This window comes from Amycolatopsis sp. SB7-3, assembly GCF_041021335.1.
Classification (GTDB): Bacteria; Actinomycetota; Actinomycetes; order Mycobacteriales; family Pseudonocardiaceae; genus Amycolatopsis; species Amycolatopsis japonica.
The window spans coordinates 212,998-232,973 of the sequence record NZ_JBFPJQ010000007.1; the positions used below are offsets into that span (position 1 = coordinate 212,998).

Genomic DNA, 19,976 nt, shown 5'->3' on the forward strand with positions numbered 1-19,976 from the left:
AGCTGATCTTCTCCATACCGTCGAGGGTGATTCCCGAAGCCCCCACGAGGAGCAGGTATGGACGAAGAGAACAAGCTCAGCCGGAAGACCGTGCTGAAGGCCGCGATCGCCGCGGGTGTGGCGGCTCCGGTCGCGTTGATCGGCGGCCCCGCTCTCGCACGCACCACCGTCGCGAGCGGCCAGGCACCCGAGCTGACCCCGTACTGCGACGACGGGGACGACCCGACCATTCCGCAGACCGAAGGTCCTTATTTCAAGCCGAATTCCCCGCAGCGCACCTCGCTCGTCACGGCGGGCACGCCGGGAACGCGGCTCACCGTGTCCGGCTACGTGTTCGGGCTCGGCTGCCTGCCGATCGCGCGGGCACTGCTGGACTTCTGGCAGGCGGACGTCAACGGCGCCTACGACAACGTGGGGTACACCTTCCGCGGTCACCAGTTCACGAACGACCAGGGCGCGTTCTCGCTGAGCACCATCGTGCCCGGCCTGTACCCCGGTCGTACGCGGCACATCCACGTCAAGGTCCAGGCGCCCGGCAGGCCGGTGCTGACCACGCAGCTCTACTTCCCCAACGAGCCGCGCAACAACACCGACACGATCTTCGATCCGCGGCTGCTGATGACCGTCCGGGACGCGGGCACGGCCAAGGAGGCGGCGTTCGACTTCGTGTTGAACGTGCCGCAGACGCCGACGTCGACCTCGCGGCCGACCAGTACGACGCCGACGACGTCGACTTCGACCTCCAACCCGCCCGGCGGGACGACCTGGGCGGCGGGAACCGGCTATTCCGCGGGCGCCCGGGTCACCTACAGCGGTCGCGGTTACGTGTGCTTGCAGGCGCACACCGCCCAGCCCGGCTGGGAGCCGCCGTCCACACCCGCGTTGTGGCGCGCGGAGTGACGGACAGCCGCTGCGGAGGGAGATAAACGCGGGTGGATTCCCGCCGCCGGGTCCCACACCCCGGCGGCGGGGTCCACCCGCTTCCCTTGGGGTGAGGAAAACCCCACCCCAAGTAGGAGCTTTGCTTCAATGCGGGCCCACCGTTCCGTCGACGATGATCGATTTCGACAGCGGAACGAAGGGATGAACGGTATGACGAACGGCCGGAAACGGTGGGCTAGACGGGGAGTGGTGGCCGCCGCCGTGGTGGTGACGGGGGCGATGCTCGCTCCCCTGACGAGTCCGGCTCTCGCGGCGGAGACGACCACGACCTGGCGGGATCCGGTGCGGTCGCTGGACCGGGCGGCGTATCCGCTGCGCTCGACCGAACCGGGCCGCAACACTGCCGATCTCCGGGCGCTGGGCGGGATGATCGCCGACGCGAAGGTGGTCGGCCTCGGCGAGGCGACCCACGGCTCCCACGAGTTCTTCACCATGAAGGAGCGGGTGTTCCGCTACCTCGTGGAGGAAAAGGGGTTCCGGGCCTTCGCGCTGGAGCTCAGCTGGTCCGCCGGCCTGGAGATCGACGAGTACGTCCAGACCGGGCGCGGCGACGCCCGTGAGATCGCGAAGCGCACGTTGGCAGGATCCCCGTGGGATCGCGAGGAGTTCGTCAGCCTGATCCGGTGGATGCGCGATCACAACCGCGCGCACCCCGATCGCACGGTGCACTTCGTCGGTGACGACCTCGGCGCGCCTTCGGTGAACGACGCTTTCTTCGCGCGGATCACCGACTACATCGGCAGGCATCATCCGGAGGCGCTGCCCCGGCTCAACGAGCTGTACACGGGACTGCGCCCGATCGACGACGCGTTCGCCTACGTGCGTAAACCCGTCGACGAGCGACGGCGGCTCGCCACACAGGCGGAGCAGGCCTTCGAGCTGGTCAAGGGGCTGACCGGCGCGGACGCCCACGGCTGGACCGAGCAGCACGCCCGGTTCGTCGCGCAGACCGCCCGCTTCCTCGCCGTCGATCTCGCGGATCCGAAGGGGCTGCCCGCGGCCCAGATCCTGCGCGACCAGGCGATGGCGCAGAACGTGGCCTGGTGGCAGCGGCGGACCGGCCACAAGATCCTGCTCTCCGCCCACAACGCCCACGTCGCGTACATCCCCGACATGCCGTCGATCTACCCGAAGACCCAAGGCGCCTTCCTGCGCGAGACGCTGGGCCGCGGCTACCTGCCGATCGGGTTCAGCTTCGACCGGGGTTCCTTCCTGTCCAAGGACACCGCGGTCGGTGGCGAGTGGAAGCCGTTCTCCGTCCCGGCCGCGCCGTCCGGGACGAACGAGGACACCCTCGACCGGGTCCGGTTCGACGACTTCTACCTGGACCTGCGCACCGCGCCGCCCGCCGCCCGCGCCTGGCTGGACACCGCCCGGCCCACCCGCACCATCGGCACGCTGTTCCCCGTCGACCCGGCGGACATCTCGCTCGGCCGCTCCTACGACGTCGTCATCCACCTGCACGACGTCCGCCAGGCTGATCTGAGAAGGTAGTGACGTCGCGCCCGTTTAGGGGTTTTTAACCCGGTTTTCCTGGCGTGCCGCGACGGATCTCGGTAGTAGTCGAAGTGTTCCGGTACCCCCTGTTCCAGTACCCAGCGGAGGAAATCCCTGATGTTCAAACGGATGCTCAGCGCCTTCGGGGTCGGCGGCCCGTCCGTCGACACCGTGCTCGACTCGCCGCACGCCGTCCCCGGCGAGGTGATCACCGGCCAGGTCCGCATCCAGGGCGGTTCGAGCGACGCCCAGATCGAGGAGATCCTGCTTTCGCTGGTCACCAGGGTCGAGGTCGAGCACGGCGACCACGAGCGGGCCGGGACCGCGGAGTTCCTGCGGGTCAGTGCCGGCCGCAAGGTACGGGTGACGGCGGGGCAGCTGACGACCGTCCCGTTCCAGATCGCCTTGCCGTGGGAGACGCCGATCAGCGCGGTGGGCGGGCGTGAGCTGCCGGGCATGGTCGTCGGCGTGCGCACCGAACTCGTCATCGCCGGCGCGCCGGACAAGGGCGACCTCGACCCGGTGCTCGTCGGGCCGCTGGAATCGCAGGACCGGGTGCTGGAGGCGTTCGGCGAGCTGGGCTTCTCCTTCCGCAGTGCCGACGTGGAGGCCGGGCGGTTGCACGGCGTGCGGCAGGAGCTCGGGTTCTTCCAGGAGATCGAGTTCTTCCCGCCGTCGCGCTACGCCGGGCGGGTCAGCCAGGTGGAGCTGACCTTCGTCGCGAGCCCGGACGACCTCGTGGTGGTGCTGGAGGCGGACAAGCGCGGCGGCATGTTCCGCTCCGGCGGCGACTCCTTCGGCCGCTTCCACGTCTCGCACGAGGAGGCGCTGCGCACCGACTGGGCCGCCGCCATCGACGGCTGGCTGGCCAAGGTCGCCGAATCCGGCGGCGGGCACGCCATGTTCGGCGGGCACCAGGAGCACTACGGCCACGAGTACGACCACCACGGGCACCACGGCAGGCGTGGTCCGGGGATGGGCGGTGTGGTCGCCGGTGCCGCGGCCGGTGTGGTCGGCGGCATGATCCTCGGCGAGGTCATGGAGGACGTCTTCGACGGCGGCGACGAGGGTTTCGAGGAGTGATCCGGCCTTCTGGGCACACCGGCTCGCCGGTGTGCCCAGAAGTCACTTCGCCGGGACTCAGGTGTACCAGGTGGGCTCCGGGAGTTCGTTCAGCAGCGCGTAAGCACCGACTTCACGGCGTTTGTACGCCACCGGATCGTGCAGGGAGTGCGTCCGCAGATTCCGCCAGAACCGGTCCAGACCGTATTTCGTGGCGCTCGCGCGGGCGCCGGTCAGCTCGAAGATCTTCGTGCCGATTTCGAGGCCGGTGTCGATCACGCGCTGTTTGGCGGCGGCGATGAGAACCGCGATCTCGCCGCGTGCCTCGGGGGTCAGTTCCTCGCGCGGAGCGTGCAGCACGGCGGAGATCGCGGTGCCGGCCTTGTCCACCAGCGCCTCGGCGGCCCACAGCTTCGACTGGAGATCCCCGTAGCCGTCGAGGATGTACCACTCCTCGCCGGCGGACGGCTTGTTGTCGCCGCCGTACGGCCACGCCCGGGTGTGCTCGCGCGTGTACGCCAGCGCGGTTTCGAGGGCGCCTTGTGCGATGCCGAGATAGAAGTTGGCGAACACCAGCTGGATCGCCGGGACGTTGAGCGTGTTGTAGGTCAGCGGGTGGAACTTCTTGTCGACGTAGCCCGCCGCGCTCGCCCAAGGGACGCGCACGTCGGTGATGGTCACGCTGCCCGATTCGGTGAGCCGCTGGCCGATGTTGTCCCAGTCGTCGTGGAAGACGATTCCGTCCTGGTCGGACGGGACGATCGCGAAAATGTGGTCCTCGGTGCCTTCGAGGACGCCCTCCAGCACGGTCAGATCCGAGACCTTGCTTCCGGTGGAGAACGACTTGTGTCCATTGTAGACGATCTCGTCGCCGTCCTCGGTGATCTTCAGATCGGAATCGCGGGGGTTGACCGCACCGCCGAAGAAGAAATCGTTTCGCGTATACAGTTCTTCGACGGCGGCGATCTGGTCGTCGGTCGCCACGAGGCGGGCGGCCCAGGCCCAGAGATAGTGGTAGCCGAGCAATTGGCCGATCGAGCCGTCACCTCGGGCGACCTCGCGGATGACGCGATAGGCGGTCTCCCAGCTCTGGCCGCCTCCGCCGTGCTCGACCGGGCCGAGCAGCGTCACCAGGCCGGATTCCTTGAGCAGCCGGACTTCCGCGTAGGGCGTTTCGTTCTTCCGGTCGCGCTCGGCCGCGTTCACCGCGAGTTCCGCGGCGACCTCCTTCGCGGCCGACAGCCATTCATTGGCGGATCGGATCCGGGGCTCGGTCGTGGTCATGGGGTGAATTCCGTTCTGTGCGAGGGCGAACGGGAATTCCGGGCAGGGCGGAGCGCCCGGAATTCCCGGGTGTTTCTCTAAGATGAGCGACACTTGTTCAGGCCGTACAGCGCATGCGTCCGAGTAGAGCAGTGGCACTTTGGGGTGTCAACGAACGTCCGCGCTCTGAGACCGCGCCCTTCTCGCGATCAGAACCAGTGCAGGCAGTGCGGCGGACGCTCGGTGCGGAACAGAGCGTCGGCCATCGCCGCGGCCTCCGGGTGATGGGCGCGGATGTGGCCCGCCCGCACGAGTGTGCTCGGAGTGGTACCGCCGAGATAGATCGAGCCCAGATCGCTCACGTCGAGGGACAGATCGGGTTCCCGCTCCGTCGGGACACAGGCCGCCTCGCCGTCCCGGACGGTGAGCAGATGGCGGCCGTGCTCGCCGAGCGCCGGGTCGCCGACGTCGAGGACGAGCTCGCCGTCGGTCGGCCAGCCGCGGGCGGTGAGCGCGCGGGGGACGTCGAGCAGCCGCACCCACAGCCAGTCCGTGTCGCCGCCGAGTTCGCCCGCGCGGAAGTCTTCGAGCTGCCAGCGCAGCGGATCGTCGAGCGGACGGTGCTTGAACACGACTTCGCTGACGAGGTCGTGCCCGAGCAGGAACCTGGCCAGTGCCGTGGACACCGCGTCGTCGGTGGCGATGGTCTCGTCGACGGTCAGGGTGTCGGGTTCGGTGAGTGAATAGGAGGCGTAACCGTCCGGGACGCCGTCGGCGTCGCGATGCACGGCGACGTGACGCTGCGCCCGGGAGATCGGGGGTTGCCCGGCCCCCGCTTCCCACCAGCCGTGCGGGCGCGACAGCGCGCCGGGCCTGGCGCGGCGATACCGGTCGTAGACCGCTTCCAGGATCTCGCCGCAGTCGGCCCGGCGCAGCAGTTCGATCGAGCCGGTGGCCACCTCGGCCGCCCGGGGGACGGCGAGGGCGGCCCGGTGCCGCTGCACCGTCAGGCGCCGGGTGTAGGTCGCCGGTCCGTAGCCGAACCGGCGGTAGATCAGGGCCTCCGACGCCAGCAGGACGGAGAGGAATTCGCCCCTGGCCCGGAAGTCGGCGAGCTGGTGCCGCATCATCGCGCTGAGCACGCCTTGCCGACGATGCGAGGGCAGGACGCCGACCGCGGTCACCCCGGCGGCCGGCACGACGACCTCACCGGGCAGCGTCAGCTCGAAGGAGTACGCGGCGGCCGTGCCGACCGGCCGCCCGTCCTCGGACACCGCGAGCAGGCCGCGGTCCATTTCGAGCGCGGACCAGGTCTCGCCCGCGGTGTCCGGGAACCGGGCGAAAGCGGTGAACATGGTGTCGACGAAGACGGCGCGGTCGTCGGCGGTGGTGGAACGGATCTTCATGGGCACAGTGCATTGCCGTTGCCCGGCGGCGTCAAGCGATTTGCGGTTCGAGGAACCCGGCGTACCGGCCGCCGAGCCGGGCCAGTTCGCCGTGGCTCCCTTCCTCCGCGATCCGGCCGCCGTCCAGGAAGACCACGTGGTCCGCACGTTCGACGGTCCGCAGCCGGTGCGCCACCATCACCACGGTCCGGCCCGCCATGAGCCGCTCGATCCCCTCGTGGACGGCCGCTTCGTTGACCGGATCGAGTGCGGAGGTCACCTCGTCGAGCAGCACGATGGGCGCGTCCTTCAGCAGGGCGCGCGCGATCGACACCCGCTGGCGTTCCCCGCCGGACAGCGACGCGCCGCCCTCGCCGACGTTCGCGGACCAGCCGCCGGGCAGCCGTTCGATCACCTCGTCGAGGCGGGCCGCCGTCGCCGCGGCCCGCACCTCGGCGTCGCCGGCGTCCGGACGGCCCAGCCGGACGTTCTCCTCGATCGTGCCGTCGAAGAGGTAGACGTCCTGGAACACGATCGCGATCCGGGACATCAGATCGTCGGTGCTCATCATGCGGACGTCCACCCCGCCGACGCGCACCGCGCCCGAATCCACGTCGTGGAACCGGGCGAGCAGCTGCAGCACCGTGCTCTTCCCGGCGCCCGAAGGGCCGACAAGAGCTAGCTTCTGTCCTTCGTGGACGGTCAGCGACAGACCGTCGAGCACCGCTCGGCCGCCGCGGGTGAAGGCGGCCGACTCGAACTCCAGATCGTGCCGCTCCGGCCGGACCGGTTCCGGCGGTTCCGGCAGCGGTTCGGTGCGCAGCAGCGCGTCGAGCCGCACCAGCACCGAACGCGCGCCGCGGAGTTTGCCGCCGATGTCGGTCAGCGAGAGCAGCGGATCTGCGCAGCGCGTGGCCAGGACGAGGATCGCCACGACCTCGGCGGCCCCGATCTGCCCGCCGAGCGCGAGGAACGCGCCCAGCGTCAGCAGGACGGTGAACAGCGCCTGCACCGTGAACGTCAGCCCCACGACCCCGGGCAGCGCGGACAGGGTGGACCGGCGGTTCGCCCGCTGAACCTCTCGCAGCGAGTCGTCGAGCAGCCGGAAGCGTTGCTCGGCCCGCCCTCCGGCGCGCAACACCGGCTGGGCCTGCAGGTACTCGATCACCCGGCCGGTCGCCTCGGTACCGCGCCGGGCGGCCTCCTCGTCGGTCGCGGCCGACGAACGGCCCGTCCGCATCTGGATCACCGCCACGACCGGGACGGCGATCAGCGCGGCCAGCCCCAGCCGCCAGTCGAAGGCGAGGATCACGAACACGATCGTCAGCGGGGTGACGCAGGCGGCCACGAACGGGGCCAGCAGATGCGCGATGACGCTCATCGCCCGCAGGACACCCGGTCCGGCGAGCGCCGACACCTCGCCGACCCGGTTCCCGCCGTACCAGCCCATCGGCAGGCGGGCGAGATGGTCGCCGAGCCGGTGGTACATCCCGCGCAGCAACGTCGTCCCGGTGCGGAAGCCGGAGAGGTCGGCGCGGTAGCGCAGGATCGCGAACACCGAGAAGGCCGCGCCGAACGCGATCAGCCACGGGACGGCGTCGCCGGGAGTGCTCCCGAGCAGCGCCCGCAGCAAGGGGACCAGCAGCGCGTAGGACAGCCCTTCGACGACCCCGGTCACCGTCATCAGCGCCACGGTCCGCCGCACCGGCGGGGCGTGGTCGGGGCCGAGGACGCTCAGCAACATCCGGATCATCGAGGGCCCCCCTGTCGTTCGGTGGCGTGCTGGGAACGCCAGAAGGCGGCGAATTCCCCGTTCCGGGTCAGCAGTTCCGCGGGCTTGCCGCGTTCGGCGATGACGCCGTTCTCCAGTAGTACGACGGTGTCGGCGTCGACGACCGTTTCCAGCCGGTGCGCGATGACCAGGATCGTCCGGTCGGCCCGTGCGGTCGCGAGAGCCCGGCGCACGGCCAGTTCGGTCTGCGGATCGGCGAACGCGGTGGCCTCGTCGAGCACCAGGACGGGCGTGTCGGCGAGCAGGGCGCGGGCCAGCGAGATCCTCTGGGCTTCCCCGCCCGACAAGCCGGTTTCCTCGTGCAGCACCGTTTCGTAGCCGCGCGGCAGTTCGAGGATCCGGTCGTGGATGTTCGCCAGGCGGGCGGCGCGCACGACGTCGTCGAGATCGGCGTGCGGCACGGCCAGCGCGATGTTCTCCGCGACCGACGCGCGCAGCAGACGGACGTCCTGGAACACGAAGGAGACCTTGCGATACAGCTCCTCGCCACTGATCTCGCGCAGATCGACGCCGCCCAGCAGGATCTTTCCTTCGGTGGGGTCGAAGAACCTCGGCAGCAAACTGACCAAAGTGGACTTCCCGCCGCCGGACGGGCCGACGAGGGCGGTGACGGTGCCCGGTTCGAGGACCAGGTCGATGCCGTGCAGGACCTCGCGGTCGGCGTCGTAGCCGAACCGGACGTCGCGCAACTCGATGCGATGCCCTTGTGGCACAAGGGGATTCTCCGGTTCCGGCAGGGGTCGCACACCGAGCACGTCGCGGATCCGGCCGGTCGCGCGCCGGGCGGCCTGCAGTTCGTCGAAGCCGTGGCCGAGTGCGGCCACTGGGGCGGTCAAGCCCAGGCCCAGCACCAGGAACGGCAGGAGATCGACCGGGGCGAGGCCGCCGCCGGTGATCAGCAGCGTGCCGCCGATCAGGATCACCAGCAGGACGAACGGCGGCGACAAGGCCAGCTGCATCCCAGCCGCCGGCCCGGCCATCCCTCGTACCCAGCGGGTGAAGGTGGCGACGAAATCGTCCGCGGCGGTGCGGAACCTGCGGTGGGCGCGGCCCGCTCCGCCGAACGCCTTGACCACGGCGATGCCCTGGACGAATTCGACGACCGAATCCGAGATCCCCGCCATACCGCGGTCGAACTCCTCCTGCTCGCGCAGCCGGGAGGGCGTCATCATCAACGGCACCAGCGCCACCGCCAGCACGACCGGGATCAGCGTGATCAGGGTGAGCCGCCAGTCGATGGTGAGCAGGTAGCCCAGCGACACCAGCGGGACGACGAAGGCGGAGACGAGCTCGCCGGGTGTGTGGGCGATGAACGGGTGCACGGCGCCGACGTCCTCGCCGACGACCTTGGCCAGCTCACCGGTGCGACGTCCGGAGAACCAGCCGATCGGCACGCGGCCGAGGCGTTCGGCGAGCAGACGGCGGAAGGTGAGCTGGACCCGGCCGTCGAGCAGATGCCCGATCCCGGACGACGCGGCCGTGAGCACCAGCCGGACGAACAATCCGGCCGCGCCCACGATCACCGCGGTCCAGACCCGGCCTTCGTCGACCGGGCCGGGCGCCAGCAGCGCCCGGCCCAGCTCGACGACCGCGAGCAGCGGCGCCAACCCCGAGATGGCGCCGATGATCTGCAGGACGACGACGGCGGCGAAACTCCCGGCGAACGGGCGCAGCAGCCGGGCTGTCGTAGGCGCCGTCATGACTCGGCCAGCGCGCGGCGCAGGACGCCGCCCAGCTCGTCGATCTGGCGGCGGGACACCTCGGCGGACAGGATCGCCTGTGATCCGTGGAAGGTGCCCGGCCAGTGGTGCAGCTCGACCGAAACCCCCGACTGAAGCAGACGAAGCGCGTACTCGATGTTCTCGTCGCGGTTGGGGCAGAGCTCGGCGGAGGCCACGTACGCGGGCGGCAGCCCGGAGAGATCGGTGGCCCGCGAAGGAGCGGCATACGGCGAAGGCGCGGGCTTCCCGGCCAGGTAGTGCCCCCACGCGGCGGTGATCTTCGCGCGGTTCATCCACGGCGTGTCGGTGAAGTTCCGCGCCGACCACGACTCCTGCCGGTCGTCGAGCCCTGGCTGGTTGAGCAGCTGGAAGCAGATCCGCGGGCCGTCTTCGTCGCGGGCGCGCAGGGCCGTCGCCGCCGCGAGCCCGCCACCCGCGCTGTGCCCGCCGATCGCGATCCGGTCGGGGGAGACGCCGAGTTCGGCCGCGTGGTCCGTGGTCCAGGTCAGCACGGTGTAGACGTCGTCGAACGCGGCCGGGAACGGGTTCTCCGGCGCCAGCCGGTACTCGACCGAGATCACCGTCGCGCCGGACGCCTCGGCGAGCCGCGCTGCCCAAGGGTGTTCGGTCTCCAGGTTGCCCATCACCCAGCCGCCGCCGTGCAGCCAGATGATGGCGCCCCGCGCCTCCCCTGGCCGGTAGATCCGGATCGGGACGCCCGGGTCGCCGGGCACGGTCCGGTCTTCGACCTCCATGGCCGAGGTGTCGGGCCGCGGTACCGACATGGCCAGCTTCGCGAGCTTCTCGCGATCCGCGATCGGGTCGTCGAGGTTCGCCGCGGGGAACAGGGCGATGAAGGCTTCGAGTTCGGGGTCCATGACGACGATCTTTCCGGTTCCCGGTCCCGAGGGCGGCCGCCATCCGTCGCGTGTGATCGCCCCTTCGTGCGACGATCGCCGCGTAGGCTCGCCGACATGGAGGCATTGGCCGCGCGGTTGTCGCATTTGGATCCCGACGTCGAGGGCGCGATCCGGGTCGTGATGTTCTACGACACCCTGATGCGGCGCCGGGTCGACCTTCCCGCGCTCGCCCGCGCCACCGCGGGATTGGCGGAATGCGCGGCGGGTATCCGGCTGCACAGCACGGGGCGCACCATCCGCATGGCCCCCGACGGACGCGAAGCCGCCCCGGCCTCCGTACCCGCGTCCATCACGATGGCCGTCACCCTCGACGACGAGGAGATCGGCACGGTCTGGCTGGAACGCGAGGGGGAGGCCGCCGCCCTCGACGAAGCGGTGCTGGACCGCCTCGCGATCGCCGTGGCGACGGTCGTCGAACGCTACGGGCCGGCCCGCACCACCATGGCCGATCCGGCGCTGGTGGAACTCGTGATCAGCTCCGCCAGTGACGACGCCGCCAGGAACCGGGCCTTGCGGCTGCTGGGTTTCCCCGGTGACGCGCCGATCCGCGTGATCGCCGTCCGGTCCGGGCTCCCGCTCGAGAAGATCGGGGGCCTGATCTGCCACGGGCGCCCGGTCAAGGCCGCGTCACTCGGCGACGTCGGCATCATCCTGGCCGCCGCGGTGGATCCGGCCCGGTTCCCCGAAGACGTCCGCGCGGGGATCGGTGACGCCGAATGCCCGCATCGGTCCTGGCTGGACGCGACGACCGCGCTGCGGTTCACGACCGCGCGCCGTCCGGTGATCCACTATCGCGACCTCGGAGCCCTCGCGCTGCTCGCGCGGATTCCAGAGGAGGACACGCGGGCCAACGCCGACGTCGTCGCGATCACGAAGCTGGCCGCGGATCCGGAGGACCTGCGGACGCTCGACGCCTACTGCGCCACGGGTTCCGTGCGCCAAGCCGCCGATTCCCTGCACCTGCACCACAGCAGTGTGGCGCGGCGGCTCACCCAGATCGGCAAAAGCTTGTCCGTCGATCTGACCGATCCGCTCGGCCTGACGCGGGTGAGGCTCGCCCTCACCGCTTGGCGCCTGCTAGGCGAGTGACTACCTAGTGATCTTCGCCGGGCCCTCGAAATAAATAGGTAGCCCACGCGAACTTTCGTCGGTTTCCGGCTTCCCTTGGCACGACACAGAATCAGCGCGTTCGTCCCCACTGAAGCGGCGGGATCCCCGCCGCAGAAATGAGTCGGAACATGCGACTGCGCTCCCTTGTCCTGCTCGCCGGCACCGCCTTCATGGCACTGCTCGGCTCGACCGCCCCCGCCGCGACCGCCGCCGAACCCTCGGGCGTGCAGCCGATGATCATCGGTGGTCAGTACGCGCAGAACGCTCCCTGGGCGGCCCGGCTGTTCGTGAACGGCCAGCAGAACTGCACCGCCACGATCATCGCGCCGCAGTACATCCTCACCGCCAAGCACTGCGTCGCGAGCAGCGGCAGCTACACGTTCCGCATCGGCAGCCTCGACCAGCAGAGCGGCGGCACCATGGCCACCGCGGCGAGCATCACCCGCCACTCGGGCGCGGACCTCGCCATCGTGCGGCTGACCAGTTCGGTCAACGCCACCTACTCGCCGCTCGGCACCACGAGCAACGTCGCCGTCGGGCAGAACGTCCAGGTCTACGGCTGGGGCGCGACCAGCCAGTGCGGTTCGGAGATCAACTGCCAGTCCCGTTACCTGAAGGTCGCCACCGTCCGGGTCAACTCGGTCAGCTGCAGCGACTACAACGGCGGGATCGCGGTCTGCGCGAACCGCGTCGACGGCATCACCGCCGGCGGTGACTCGGGCGGTCCGATGTTCTCCGGTGGCCGTCAGGTCGGCGTCGCCTCGACCAGCGACCGGTCGAACAACACCGCGTACACCAACATCACCCGCTACCGCAGCTGGATCCAGCAGGTCGCCGGAGTCTGACCCCTTTCGTGAGTGGTGAGGACGGTTCCAACCGTCCTCACCACGCACGAGCGTTAACACCGAACCGCAGCCTCCTATTTGTCAATTGACACTCAACTCCGGGCCGGTCGACGCGATAATGTGGCGGTCGGCGCCGGTGGGTCGGCGCCGTGGACCTTGGGAGGGGGCCAGTGGCGCGACCGACGCGGGCTCTCGACCGCACGATCGTCGTGGTGGACGTCGTGGGGTTCACCGCGCCGGACCGCAACCGTCTCGACCGGCTGGCCGTGCACCAGGGCATGTACGAGGTCTTGAAGATCGCGTTCGCCGAAAGCGGTATCGACTTCGATTCGTGCGCGCACGAGGACCGCGGCGACGGCGTCTTGGTCCTGCTTCCGCCGGGTACGACCAAAAGCCTGGTCGCGGACCTGCTGCCGGATCGGCTCGGGGTCGCCCTCCGCCGGTACAACCACACGCGGACACCGCAGGCGCAGATGCGGCTGAGGGTGAGCCTCAACGCCGGCGAAGTGATCGGCGACGACAACGGCTGGGTCGGGGACGCGGTCGATATCGCTTTTCGCATTCTCGACGCGCAACCGGTGAAGGACGCCTTCGCCGAATCCGATCGGATGATCGCCTTCATCTCATCGGAGCGTTTCTTCGCGGACGTCATCGAGAAGGACCCGGGTTTGTTGCCCGAGTTGTACCGTCCGCTACCTGTTTCAGTGAAGACGTTCACCGGAATGGCTTATTTACGGCTGCACGGGGAAGCCATCGCGGATTCGGTGGTGGTGCGCGCCGAAGAACTCTTTCCGGCCGACGTGGCCGGTCCGGTGCTGGAGTTGGTCCCCCGCAAGGATCTGGTGGGCCTGCGTCGCCATCTGACCGGAATGAGGATCCCGAATCTCGCGATCATGATGAGCCGTGCGCTCGGCCCCGCGGTCCAGCCGCCGCGGCTGGACGGCGTCACCGACGCGTGGGAAGCCTTTCAGCTGCTCACGGACTTCAACGCGGGACCGGACGGCATCCCGCCCGCGCTGACCTTTCTCGGGCTGCTGGCCGAAAACGCGGAAGGCAAAGCGGACGCGATGATCGAGGGCTGGCTGGCGAACCAGGCCCGGTCCCTGCGGCTCGCTCCGGCGCTCGGGCATCAGCGGCTGACCAGGCCGCCGATTCCGGACCGCCCCCATCTGCATCTGATGATCATGCTCGAACCGGTTTCCGCTGATCCGACGCGGTGCACACTCGCGTTCTGGAGACAGGACGATCCGGACGTCTGGCCGCCGCCCCTCGGCGGCGTGCGTGAAATCGAAATCGAAGAAGTCGAGCTCAGGGTCGATGACGTCATCCTGGAGACCGAGGCGGTCTGGTCCGGTCAGAGCATGTCCGCCTCGGTGGAATTCCTCCTGCCCAGGACATTGATCAATTTGCCGGTGCAGCGGTGGGCGAAGGAGCATGAGACCGGTCAACCCCAGCCGTTGCGCTACGGGTACCGTCTCGGAATACGCTCTTTGGAGAGGATGCGGGCGAGGCATTGGCATCGCGCATGGCATGTTCGCTGGGATTCGATGGTGAAGGACCCCGCCGCCGACCGGCTGCACTATTCCGGTTGCCCGGAGGTCGAGGATCACCCGATCGACGCCATCCTGAGCGACGAGCACTGGGTCGGTCTGGTATTGGCGAAACCCCCGTCGCCCCAAGCGAAACCGGATGGGCCGCCGGACGAACTGACGAGCGCGCTCCGCAGCGGCCTCCCGGTCGTGCTCTGGCATCCGGACGCCGAGCCGGAGACCCTGCGCGAGTTGCTCGACTGGGTATTGGCCGCGGAGAGCGGTTTCAACGAACTTCCGGATCGTCGCAAACTGGCGAATTCCGGTATGGCGGTACCGTTCAAGAATTCTCTGGCTCACGATCTGGTGGTAATGTGGGACGACCCCAAACGCGTGATCGTTCTGGACCAGCCGTTGATCCCGACTCGACTGTAAGGGGATACCGCGGATGAGCGGGAACGATCAGGACGCGGCCGTGGACGGCCGGACCCCTCGGCTCGACGCACCCGATTGGTGGATCTACCGGGGCACCGGGATGCCCATTCACGACATCGATCTCGCGCAGTTGCTGCCCGCGCCACCACCGTGGCGGTCCTATCGCGGTGATCCGCCGCCGGAGAACGACGTACCGCCGCCGGACGACGGCGAGGCGGAACGCCGTCTCGGTACCGCGTTCACGCTTTCGGAGCAGGACGCCGACGCCGCCGAACTGAACATGGTCAACGCCGCCCTGTATCTGCGGCGCCCGTTGCTGGTCACCGGGAACCCGGGCACCGGGAAGTCCAGCCTCGCGTACCGGATCGCCAGGGAACTGGGGCTGGGCAGGGTGTTGCGCTGGGCGATCACCAGTCATACCGCGCTGAGTTCCGGGTTGTACGGCTACGACGCGATCGGCCGGGTCCAGGCGGCCGCGACCAGTCAGGCCCAGCGCGGGGACGAGGTGGAGGAACCGCCGATCGGCGATTTCGTCCGGCTCGGCCCGCTCGGCACCGCGTTCCTCCCCAGCAGGTTGCCGCGCGTCCTGCTGATCGACGAACTCGACAAATCCGAGGCGGATCTCCCCAACGATCTGCTTTCGATCTTCGAGGACGGCGAATTCTCCATCGAGGAATTGACCCGTGTGCGCAACCGGCATCCCGAAGTCACCGTGCACACCGCCGACCCGCAGCGCACCGCCGTGGTCCGCGACGGCCGGATCGCCTGTCACGCCTTCCCGATCGTCGTCATGACCAGCAACGGGGAGCGGGAGTTCCCGCCCGCGTTCCTGCGCCGGTGCCTGCAGTTGCGGATCGAGAACCCGGACGAGGAGCAGCTCGCCGCGATCGTGGCCGGTCATCTGGTCGGCGAGAACGGTGAACACCGCGACCGGCTCATCCGGGAATTCGCCGAACGGAGCAAGGCGGAAGGCGGGCTCCCCACCGACCGGCTGCTCGACGCCGTCTATCTCGCGACGTCGGGCGCGTACCAGCCGGATCAGGAGGCATGGCCGCGGCTGGTGGACGCCCTGTGGCAACGACTGACGGTGCGGTGACATGGACGGGCCGGGCGGTGTGTCCGACTCGCGTTCCGCCCCGGTGGCGGACCGGCGGGACACCGGTTTTCCGCGTGGGGGCAAGCGGTTCGGATTCGAGGACCTGAACTGGACCGACGTCGCCGACATCGTGTGGCTGGCCGCGGCCATCTCGCCGCGGCAGGCCGAGGAAAGGTCCGCGCCTGCCGAGGAGCCGCCCGAGGAAGTACGGATCCGTAACGCACCCGCCGACCGGGGGGAAATCCCGGAACTTCCCGAGCCGGGGCCGTCCCGCCTCGTGGACGTCCCGCCGGAGCCGGAAGAGGACGATCAGGTCGTCGCGATCGAAGCCGTACCCGGTGAGCTGCCGGAACCCGCGGTGGACGGCGCCGGGCCAGGGGGAGCGGTACTCCTCGAATCGCTGGAGTACTTCCGCGCACTGAGAACACTGAAACGAGAGATGGCCTCGCGGCGACACAACAATGTGGTCCTGGACGAAGTGGCGACCGCCGTCCGGGTCGCGGAGACCGGCCGGTGGTGGCCGGTCACCCGATCGAGAAAAGAGCGCTGGCTGGACCTGACGCTCGTCCTCGACAACGGTCCGTCGATGGCCTTGTGGCGCCCCAGGGTGTCGGCTTTCGTCGAATTACTCCGGCAAGTGGGTGCTTTCCGGACCATCCAGGTCCGCCTGTTGGAAACCGCTAAGGACACCGAAGAAAACCTCGTTCTGCGTGGTGGCACGCCCGGCGCGCCCGCCCGCGATCCGGACGAGATCCTCGATTCGTCGGGACGGCGCGTGGTGTTGCTGGTGACCGATGGAGTGGGTGACGCCTGGCAGAAGAAGGACGCGCTCTACCCGATGTTGGCCCGGTGGGGCAGGAAGATGCCGGTGAGCATCGTGCACCTGCTCCCGCACTGGCTGTGGGGCCGGTGCGGGATGAGCCCGCACAAGGCCCGGTTGCGCGTGCCGAACGCGGTGGCGCCCAACGGCAGCTGGAAATGCGACCTCGCGGACGCCTGGCTCGAACCGGGCTCGAAAGTGCCCGATCATCTCGTCCCGGTGCCGGTCCTCGAACTGCGGCCGACGTCGCTGGGCTGGTGGGCCGGACTGATGACCGGCGGAAACGACGACACCGTGGAAGGAACCGTCGTACTCGCCACGGAACGGATTTCCCAGTCCGATTTCGATGACCCGCCGGTAACTTTGTCACCCGCCGAAAGAGTGCAACGATTTCGCAGTGTTGCGTCGCCGCCGGCGCTACGCTTGGCGCAGTTACTCGCGGCGGTACCGGTCCGTCTCGACGTGGCGAAGCTGGTGGGACAGGAATTCGTTCCGGAAGCGGGCCCGGAACACCTCCTCGAACTTTTGCTTTCGGGGATGATGTACGCTCCCGCACTCAGGGAGGGCAAGTCCACTTGGGACACAGACGGGGTCTTCGCTTTTCCCGAGGCAGTCCGGGAACTGCTGCTCAGCGGCGCGCGGCGGTCGGAGACGGCCAAGGTCGTCCGAGTGGCCGCCACCCATTTCGGTGACCGGATCCGGTTGATCTCCCACCTCCGAGACGCCATCGCCGACCCGAACAACACACCGGACCCAGACCTCACCCACGAGTCCCCGGCCGATGTGGAGCTGGAAACCGCGCTCATGCGCGCCCTTTCCGGGCCGTACCTGTCCCGTGCGGATCGGCTGCGCAACGCCGCGGCAAGCCAAGTCCTCCCCATACACGTATCTGAATCAAAGACTGCGAGCTCAACGATGCCCGAGACGGCCGAACGTCCACCTGCCTCGACGCCTGTGACACAGGGACGCTCGTCTTATCTCAATGAGCCCGAAGCGAACGAGCCGACGACCCGGATCGTGCACCCTTCGGCGGCGGAAACCTCCCGGAACTTCCCGGACCGTCAGGCCGACGACCCGCCATTGGTCTTCGGCAACGTCCCCCCGCGGAACCCCAACTTCACCGGCCGCGACGAATTGCTCGACCAGCTCACGAAGCGGTTGAGCAGTGGTACCACCGCCGTGCTTCCCTCGGCGCTGCACGGTCTCGGTGGTATCGGCAAGACCCAGATGGCCGCCGAATACATCTACCGGCATCTCCAGGATTACGACCTCGTCTGGTGGATCGACGCCGCGCACACCACCCAGATCCGCGCCGGTCTCACCGAACTCGCCGGTGTCCTCGGACTTCAGGGCGCGTCGGAGACCAATGTCGCGGTCCCCGCGGTCATCGAGGCACTCCGGACCGGACGTCCCTTCCGCCGCTGGCTGCTGGTGTTCGACGCCGCGGAGAGCCCGGAGACCGTGCTGCCGTTCTTCCCGCGGAACGGTCCCGGCGAAATCCTGATCACCTCGCGCAACTCCGACTGGGCGGGGATCGCGCGCCCGCTGGAACTCGCGGTGTTCAAAAGAGAGGAAAGCGTCGAGCTGCTCGGCCGCCGCGGTCCGGAGATCGACCCGGCCGACGCCGACGAACTCGCCGAGAAGCTCGGCGATCTGCCACTGGCCGTGGAGCAGGCTGCTGCCTGGCGCGCGGTGACCGGGATGCCGGTGCAGGAGTATCTGCGTCTGTTCGACGAGTCGGTCGAGGAAATCCTCGACACCGCTTCGGCGCCCGACAACGAGGTATCCGTCGCCGCCGCGTGGAACGTTTCGTTCGAGGAACTGAAGACCCGCAACCCGGCGGCCCATCAGATCCTGCACATCTGCGCCTTCTTCTCCCCGGAACCGATCTCGCGTGACCTGCTCACCGGGGTCAACCGGGTGTCGATCTCGCCCGAGCTCGACGCCGCGCTCCGTGACCCGATCAAGCTGGCGCGCGCCATCCGGGACATCAACCGCTATGGCCTCGCCAAGATCGACCACGGGAACAACACGCTTCAGCTGCACCGGCTGGTGCAGCTGGTGCTGCGCAACCGGGTGATGGCCCGGCAGGTGCACGCGCGCATGCAGCACGGCGCCCACCAGCTGCTCGCCGCGCTGGACCCCAACGACCCGGAGTCCAGCAGGCACTGGTCGCGCTACCGCGAACTGCTGCCGCACGCCTACGCGGCGAATGTCCTGGACTGCGACAACGACTGGCCGCGTCAGCTCTACATCAACCTGATGCGCTACCTGTTCGAGTACGGCGATCACGAGGAGGCGGCGCGGCTCGGTCTCGAAGCGCGTAAGCGGTTCACCGATGCCCTCGGCCCCACCCATCCGCAGACCCTCGAAGTCTCGTCGAGGCTCGGGCTCTACCTGTGGGCGATCGGCCGGTACTCCGAAGCCGCGGAGCTCAACCAGCGCACTCTCTCCCTGCGCATGCAGATGTCCAGTGAAGAGAACGAGGAGACCTTCGCGCTTCAGCGGAACATCACGATCGATCTCCGGGCGCAGGGTGATTTCGCGGGAGCGACCAAACTGAGTGAAGAGATCCTTCACAAGGCCAGGCGGATGTTCGGCGACGACGACCCTGAGACGCTCTACGCCGCGTTCCAGCATGGGATCAGCCTCCGGTTGGCCGGTGCCTACCGGGAGGCACTGGAGCTGGATCAGGACACCCTCCGGAGGCGGATCGAGGTCCTCGGCCGCGATCACGTCCGTACCTTCAGCGTCAACAGCGGAAGGAACGTTGATTTACGCGAGGCGGGTGAGTACGGCCAGGCCCGGATTCAGCAAGAGCGGCTCACGGAGAGCTTCATCGCCCGTTTCGGTCCGGATCAGCTGGACTCGGCGGGTAACTCACTCCTGCTCGCGATGGCCAGAAGGAAGGACGGCGACCACCCGGGGGCGCTCAGCCTGTCCACGGAGGTCCTCAAACGGTTCCGGCTCGCTTATGGCGATGACCACGGCACGACGATGGCCTCGGCGCTGGCTCATTCGATCGATCTTCGCCACTCGGGTGATCTGGCCGCGGCGAGGAAGCTCGGTGAGGAGACGTTCGAGCGGTACCGGCGTGGTCTCGGCGAGCATCACCCGCATACCCTCGTCGCCAACGTCAACCTGGCGGTGACTCTGCGGTTGATGGGAGACCCCGCGGCCGCGCGCGTCCTCGACGAGCGGGCCCTCGAGCAGTTCCGAGCCAGCATCGGCCCGGACCATCCCTATGCCATCATCGCCGCGATCAACCTGGCGAGTGACCTGGCGGCGGTGGGCGAGCTCGACCGGGTGGTCGAGCTGGGGCGAGACGCGATCGAGCGTGGCACGCAGGTACTCGGCGAGGATCATCCCGTGGTCCTGGCGGCGTCGTTCAACCTGGGACTGGACCTGGCCGCGCTCGGCCGGACGGAGGAGGCCGCGCCGTTCCGCGACCCGATCCTGGCGCGGTACCGCCGGATCCTGGGTGAGGCCCACCCCGGAACACAGGCGGCCGGTCGCGGTATCCGTGCCAACTGCGACGTGGACCAGATCCTGATGTGAG

13 protein-coding genes are annotated in these 19,976 nt (G+C 68.9%); 8 read left to right on the forward strand and 5 right to left on the reverse strand.

Annotation, left to right across the window (positions count from 1 at the left end; translation table 11 throughout):
* The first annotated feature begins 57 nt into the window (after positions 1-57).
* The 3 genes from AB8M46_RS35830 (at position 58) to AB8M46_RS35840 (ending at position 3,522) form a co-directional block, all read left to right on the forward strand.
* Positions 58-900, forward strand: coding sequence for a carbohydrate-binding protein (locus tag AB8M46_RS35830; protein ID WP_037346274.1), 843 nt, complete (start codon positions 58-60; stop codon positions 898-900).
* 192 nt (positions 901-1,092) lie between these two features.
* The gene (locus tag AB8M46_RS35835) at positions 1,093-2,436 is read left to right on the forward strand and encodes an erythromycin esterase family protein (protein ID WP_394363053.1); all 1,344 of its coding nucleotides are present in this window, start codon (positions 1,093-1,095) and stop codon (positions 2,434-2,436) included.
* 120 nt (positions 2,437-2,556) lie between these two features.
* Entirely contained in the window at positions 2,557-3,522 is a 966-nt protein-coding gene (locus AB8M46_RS35840; protein ID WP_037346276.1) for a sporulation protein, read from the forward strand.
* A gap of 57 nt (positions 3,523-3,579) precedes the next feature.
* Here the strand turns inward: AB8M46_RS35840 and AB8M46_RS35845 are convergent, their stop codons facing one another.
* The 5 genes from AB8M46_RS35845 to AB8M46_RS35865 form a co-directional block, all read right to left on the reverse strand.
* Positions 3,580-4,785, reverse strand: a complete 1,206-nt coding sequence (locus AB8M46_RS35845; RefSeq protein ID WP_394363054.1) for an acyl-CoA dehydrogenase family protein — start codon at positions 4,783-4,785, stop codon at positions 3,580-3,582.
* A 188-nt stretch (positions 4,786-4,973) separates the two neighbouring features.
* Positions 4,974-6,170, reverse strand: a complete 1,197-nt coding sequence (locus AB8M46_RS35850) for a GNAT family N-acetyltransferase (protein ID WP_394363055.1) — start codon at positions 6,168-6,170, stop codon at positions 4,974-4,976.
* Positions 6,171-6,201: 31 nt separating this feature from the next.
* Entirely contained in the window at positions 6,202-7,902 is a 1,701-nt protein-coding gene (locus tag AB8M46_RS35855) for an ABC transporter ATP-binding protein (RefSeq protein ID WP_394363056.1), read from the reverse strand.
* The gene (locus AB8M46_RS35860; protein ID WP_394363057.1) at positions 7,899-9,641 is read right to left on the reverse strand and encodes an ABC transporter ATP-binding protein; all 1,743 of its coding nucleotides are present in this window, start codon (positions 9,639-9,641) and stop codon (positions 7,899-7,901) included. Before AB8M46_RS35860 ends, AB8M46_RS35855 begins: the two co-directional genes overlap by 4 nt.
* Positions 9,638-10,540 (reverse strand): alpha/beta hydrolase, encoded by a 903-nt coding sequence (locus AB8M46_RS35865; protein ID WP_394363058.1) that lies wholly within the window; start codon positions 10,538-10,540, stop codon positions 9,638-9,640. Before AB8M46_RS35865 ends, AB8M46_RS35860 begins: the two co-directional genes overlap by 4 nt.
* A 96-nt stretch (positions 10,541-10,636) precedes the next feature.
* On the opposite strand from AB8M46_RS35865, the gene AB8M46_RS35870 reads away from it, so the two are divergent.
* The 5 genes from AB8M46_RS35870 (at position 10,637) to fxsT (ending at position 19,975) form a co-directional block, all read left to right on the forward strand.
* Entirely contained in the window at positions 10,637-11,671 is a 1,035-nt protein-coding gene (locus AB8M46_RS35870; RefSeq protein WP_125735656.1) for a CdaR family transcriptional regulator, read from the forward strand.
* Positions 11,672-11,820: 149 nt separating this feature from the next.
* Positions 11,821-12,537, forward strand: a complete 717-nt coding sequence (locus tag AB8M46_RS35875) for a S1 family peptidase (protein WP_378424546.1) — start codon at positions 11,821-11,823, stop codon at positions 12,535-12,537.
* A 170-nt stretch (positions 12,538-12,707) separates the two neighbouring features.
* Positions 12,708-14,501 (forward strand): hypothetical protein, encoded by a 1,794-nt coding sequence (locus tag AB8M46_RS35880; RefSeq protein ID WP_394363059.1) that lies wholly within the window; start codon positions 12,708-12,710, stop codon positions 14,499-14,501.
* A 13-nt stretch (positions 14,502-14,514) separates the two neighbouring features.
* Positions 14,515-15,597 carry a MoxR family ATPase gene (locus AB8M46_RS35885; RefSeq protein ID WP_037346290.1) on the forward strand — a complete coding sequence of 361 codons (1,083 nt, stop codon included), beginning with the start codon at positions 14,515-14,517 and terminating at the stop codon, positions 15,595-15,597.
* A gap of 1 nt (position 15,598) precedes the next feature.
* Complete coding sequence (gene fxsT, locus AB8M46_RS35890; RefSeq protein ID WP_394363060.1) at positions 15,599-19,975, forward strand: FxSxx-COOH system tetratricopeptide repeat protein; 4,377 nt, start codon at positions 15,599-15,601, stop codon at positions 19,973-19,975.
* Position 19,976: the final 1 nt, after the last annotated feature.

What these genes read in the sequence shown, in the direction of transcription:
- AB8M46_RS35830 (WP_037346274.1), top strand. Translation starts at nt 58, where the DNA reads ATGGACGAAGAGAACAAGCTCAGCCGGAAGACCGTGCTGAAGGCCGCG.
- AB8M46_RS35835 (WP_394363053.1), top strand. Translation starts at nt 1,093, where the DNA reads ATGACGAACGGCCGGAAACGGTGGGCTAGACGGGGAGTGGTGGCCGCC.
- AB8M46_RS35840 (WP_037346276.1), top strand. Translation starts at nt 2,557, where the DNA reads ATGTTCAAACGGATGCTCAGCGCCTTCGGGGTCGGCGGCCCGTCCGTC.
- AB8M46_RS35845 (WP_394363054.1), bottom strand. Translation starts at nt 4,785, where the DNA reads ATGACCACGACCGAGCCCCGGATCCGATCCGCCAATGAATGGCTGTCG.
- AB8M46_RS35850 (WP_394363055.1), bottom strand. Translation starts at nt 6,170, where the DNA reads ATGAAGATCCGTTCCACCACCGCCGACGACCGCGCCGTCTTCGTCGAC.
- AB8M46_RS35855 (WP_394363056.1), bottom strand. Translation starts at nt 7,902, where the DNA reads ATGATCCGGATGTTGCTGAGCGTCCTCGGCCCCGACCACGCCCCGCCG.
- AB8M46_RS35860 (WP_394363057.1), bottom strand. Translation starts at nt 9,641, where the DNA reads ATGACGGCGCCTACGACAGCCCGGCTGCTGCGCCCGTTCGCCGGGAGT.
- AB8M46_RS35865 (WP_394363058.1), bottom strand. Translation starts at nt 10,540, where the DNA reads ATGGACCCCGAACTCGAAGCCTTCATCGCCCTGTTCCCCGCGGCGAAC.
- AB8M46_RS35870 (WP_125735656.1), top strand. Translation starts at nt 10,637, where the DNA reads ATGGAGGCATTGGCCGCGCGGTTGTCGCATTTGGATCCCGACGTCGAG.
- AB8M46_RS35875 (WP_378424546.1), top strand. Translation starts at nt 11,821, where the DNA reads ATGCGACTGCGCTCCCTTGTCCTGCTCGCCGGCACCGCCTTCATGGCA.
- AB8M46_RS35885 (WP_037346290.1), top strand. Translation starts at nt 14,515, where the DNA reads ATGAGCGGGAACGATCAGGACGCGGCCGTGGACGGCCGGACCCCTCGG.
- fxsT (WP_394363060.1), top strand. Translation starts at nt 15,599, where the DNA reads ATGGACGGGCCGGGCGGTGTGTCCGACTCGCGTTCCGCCCCGGTGGCG.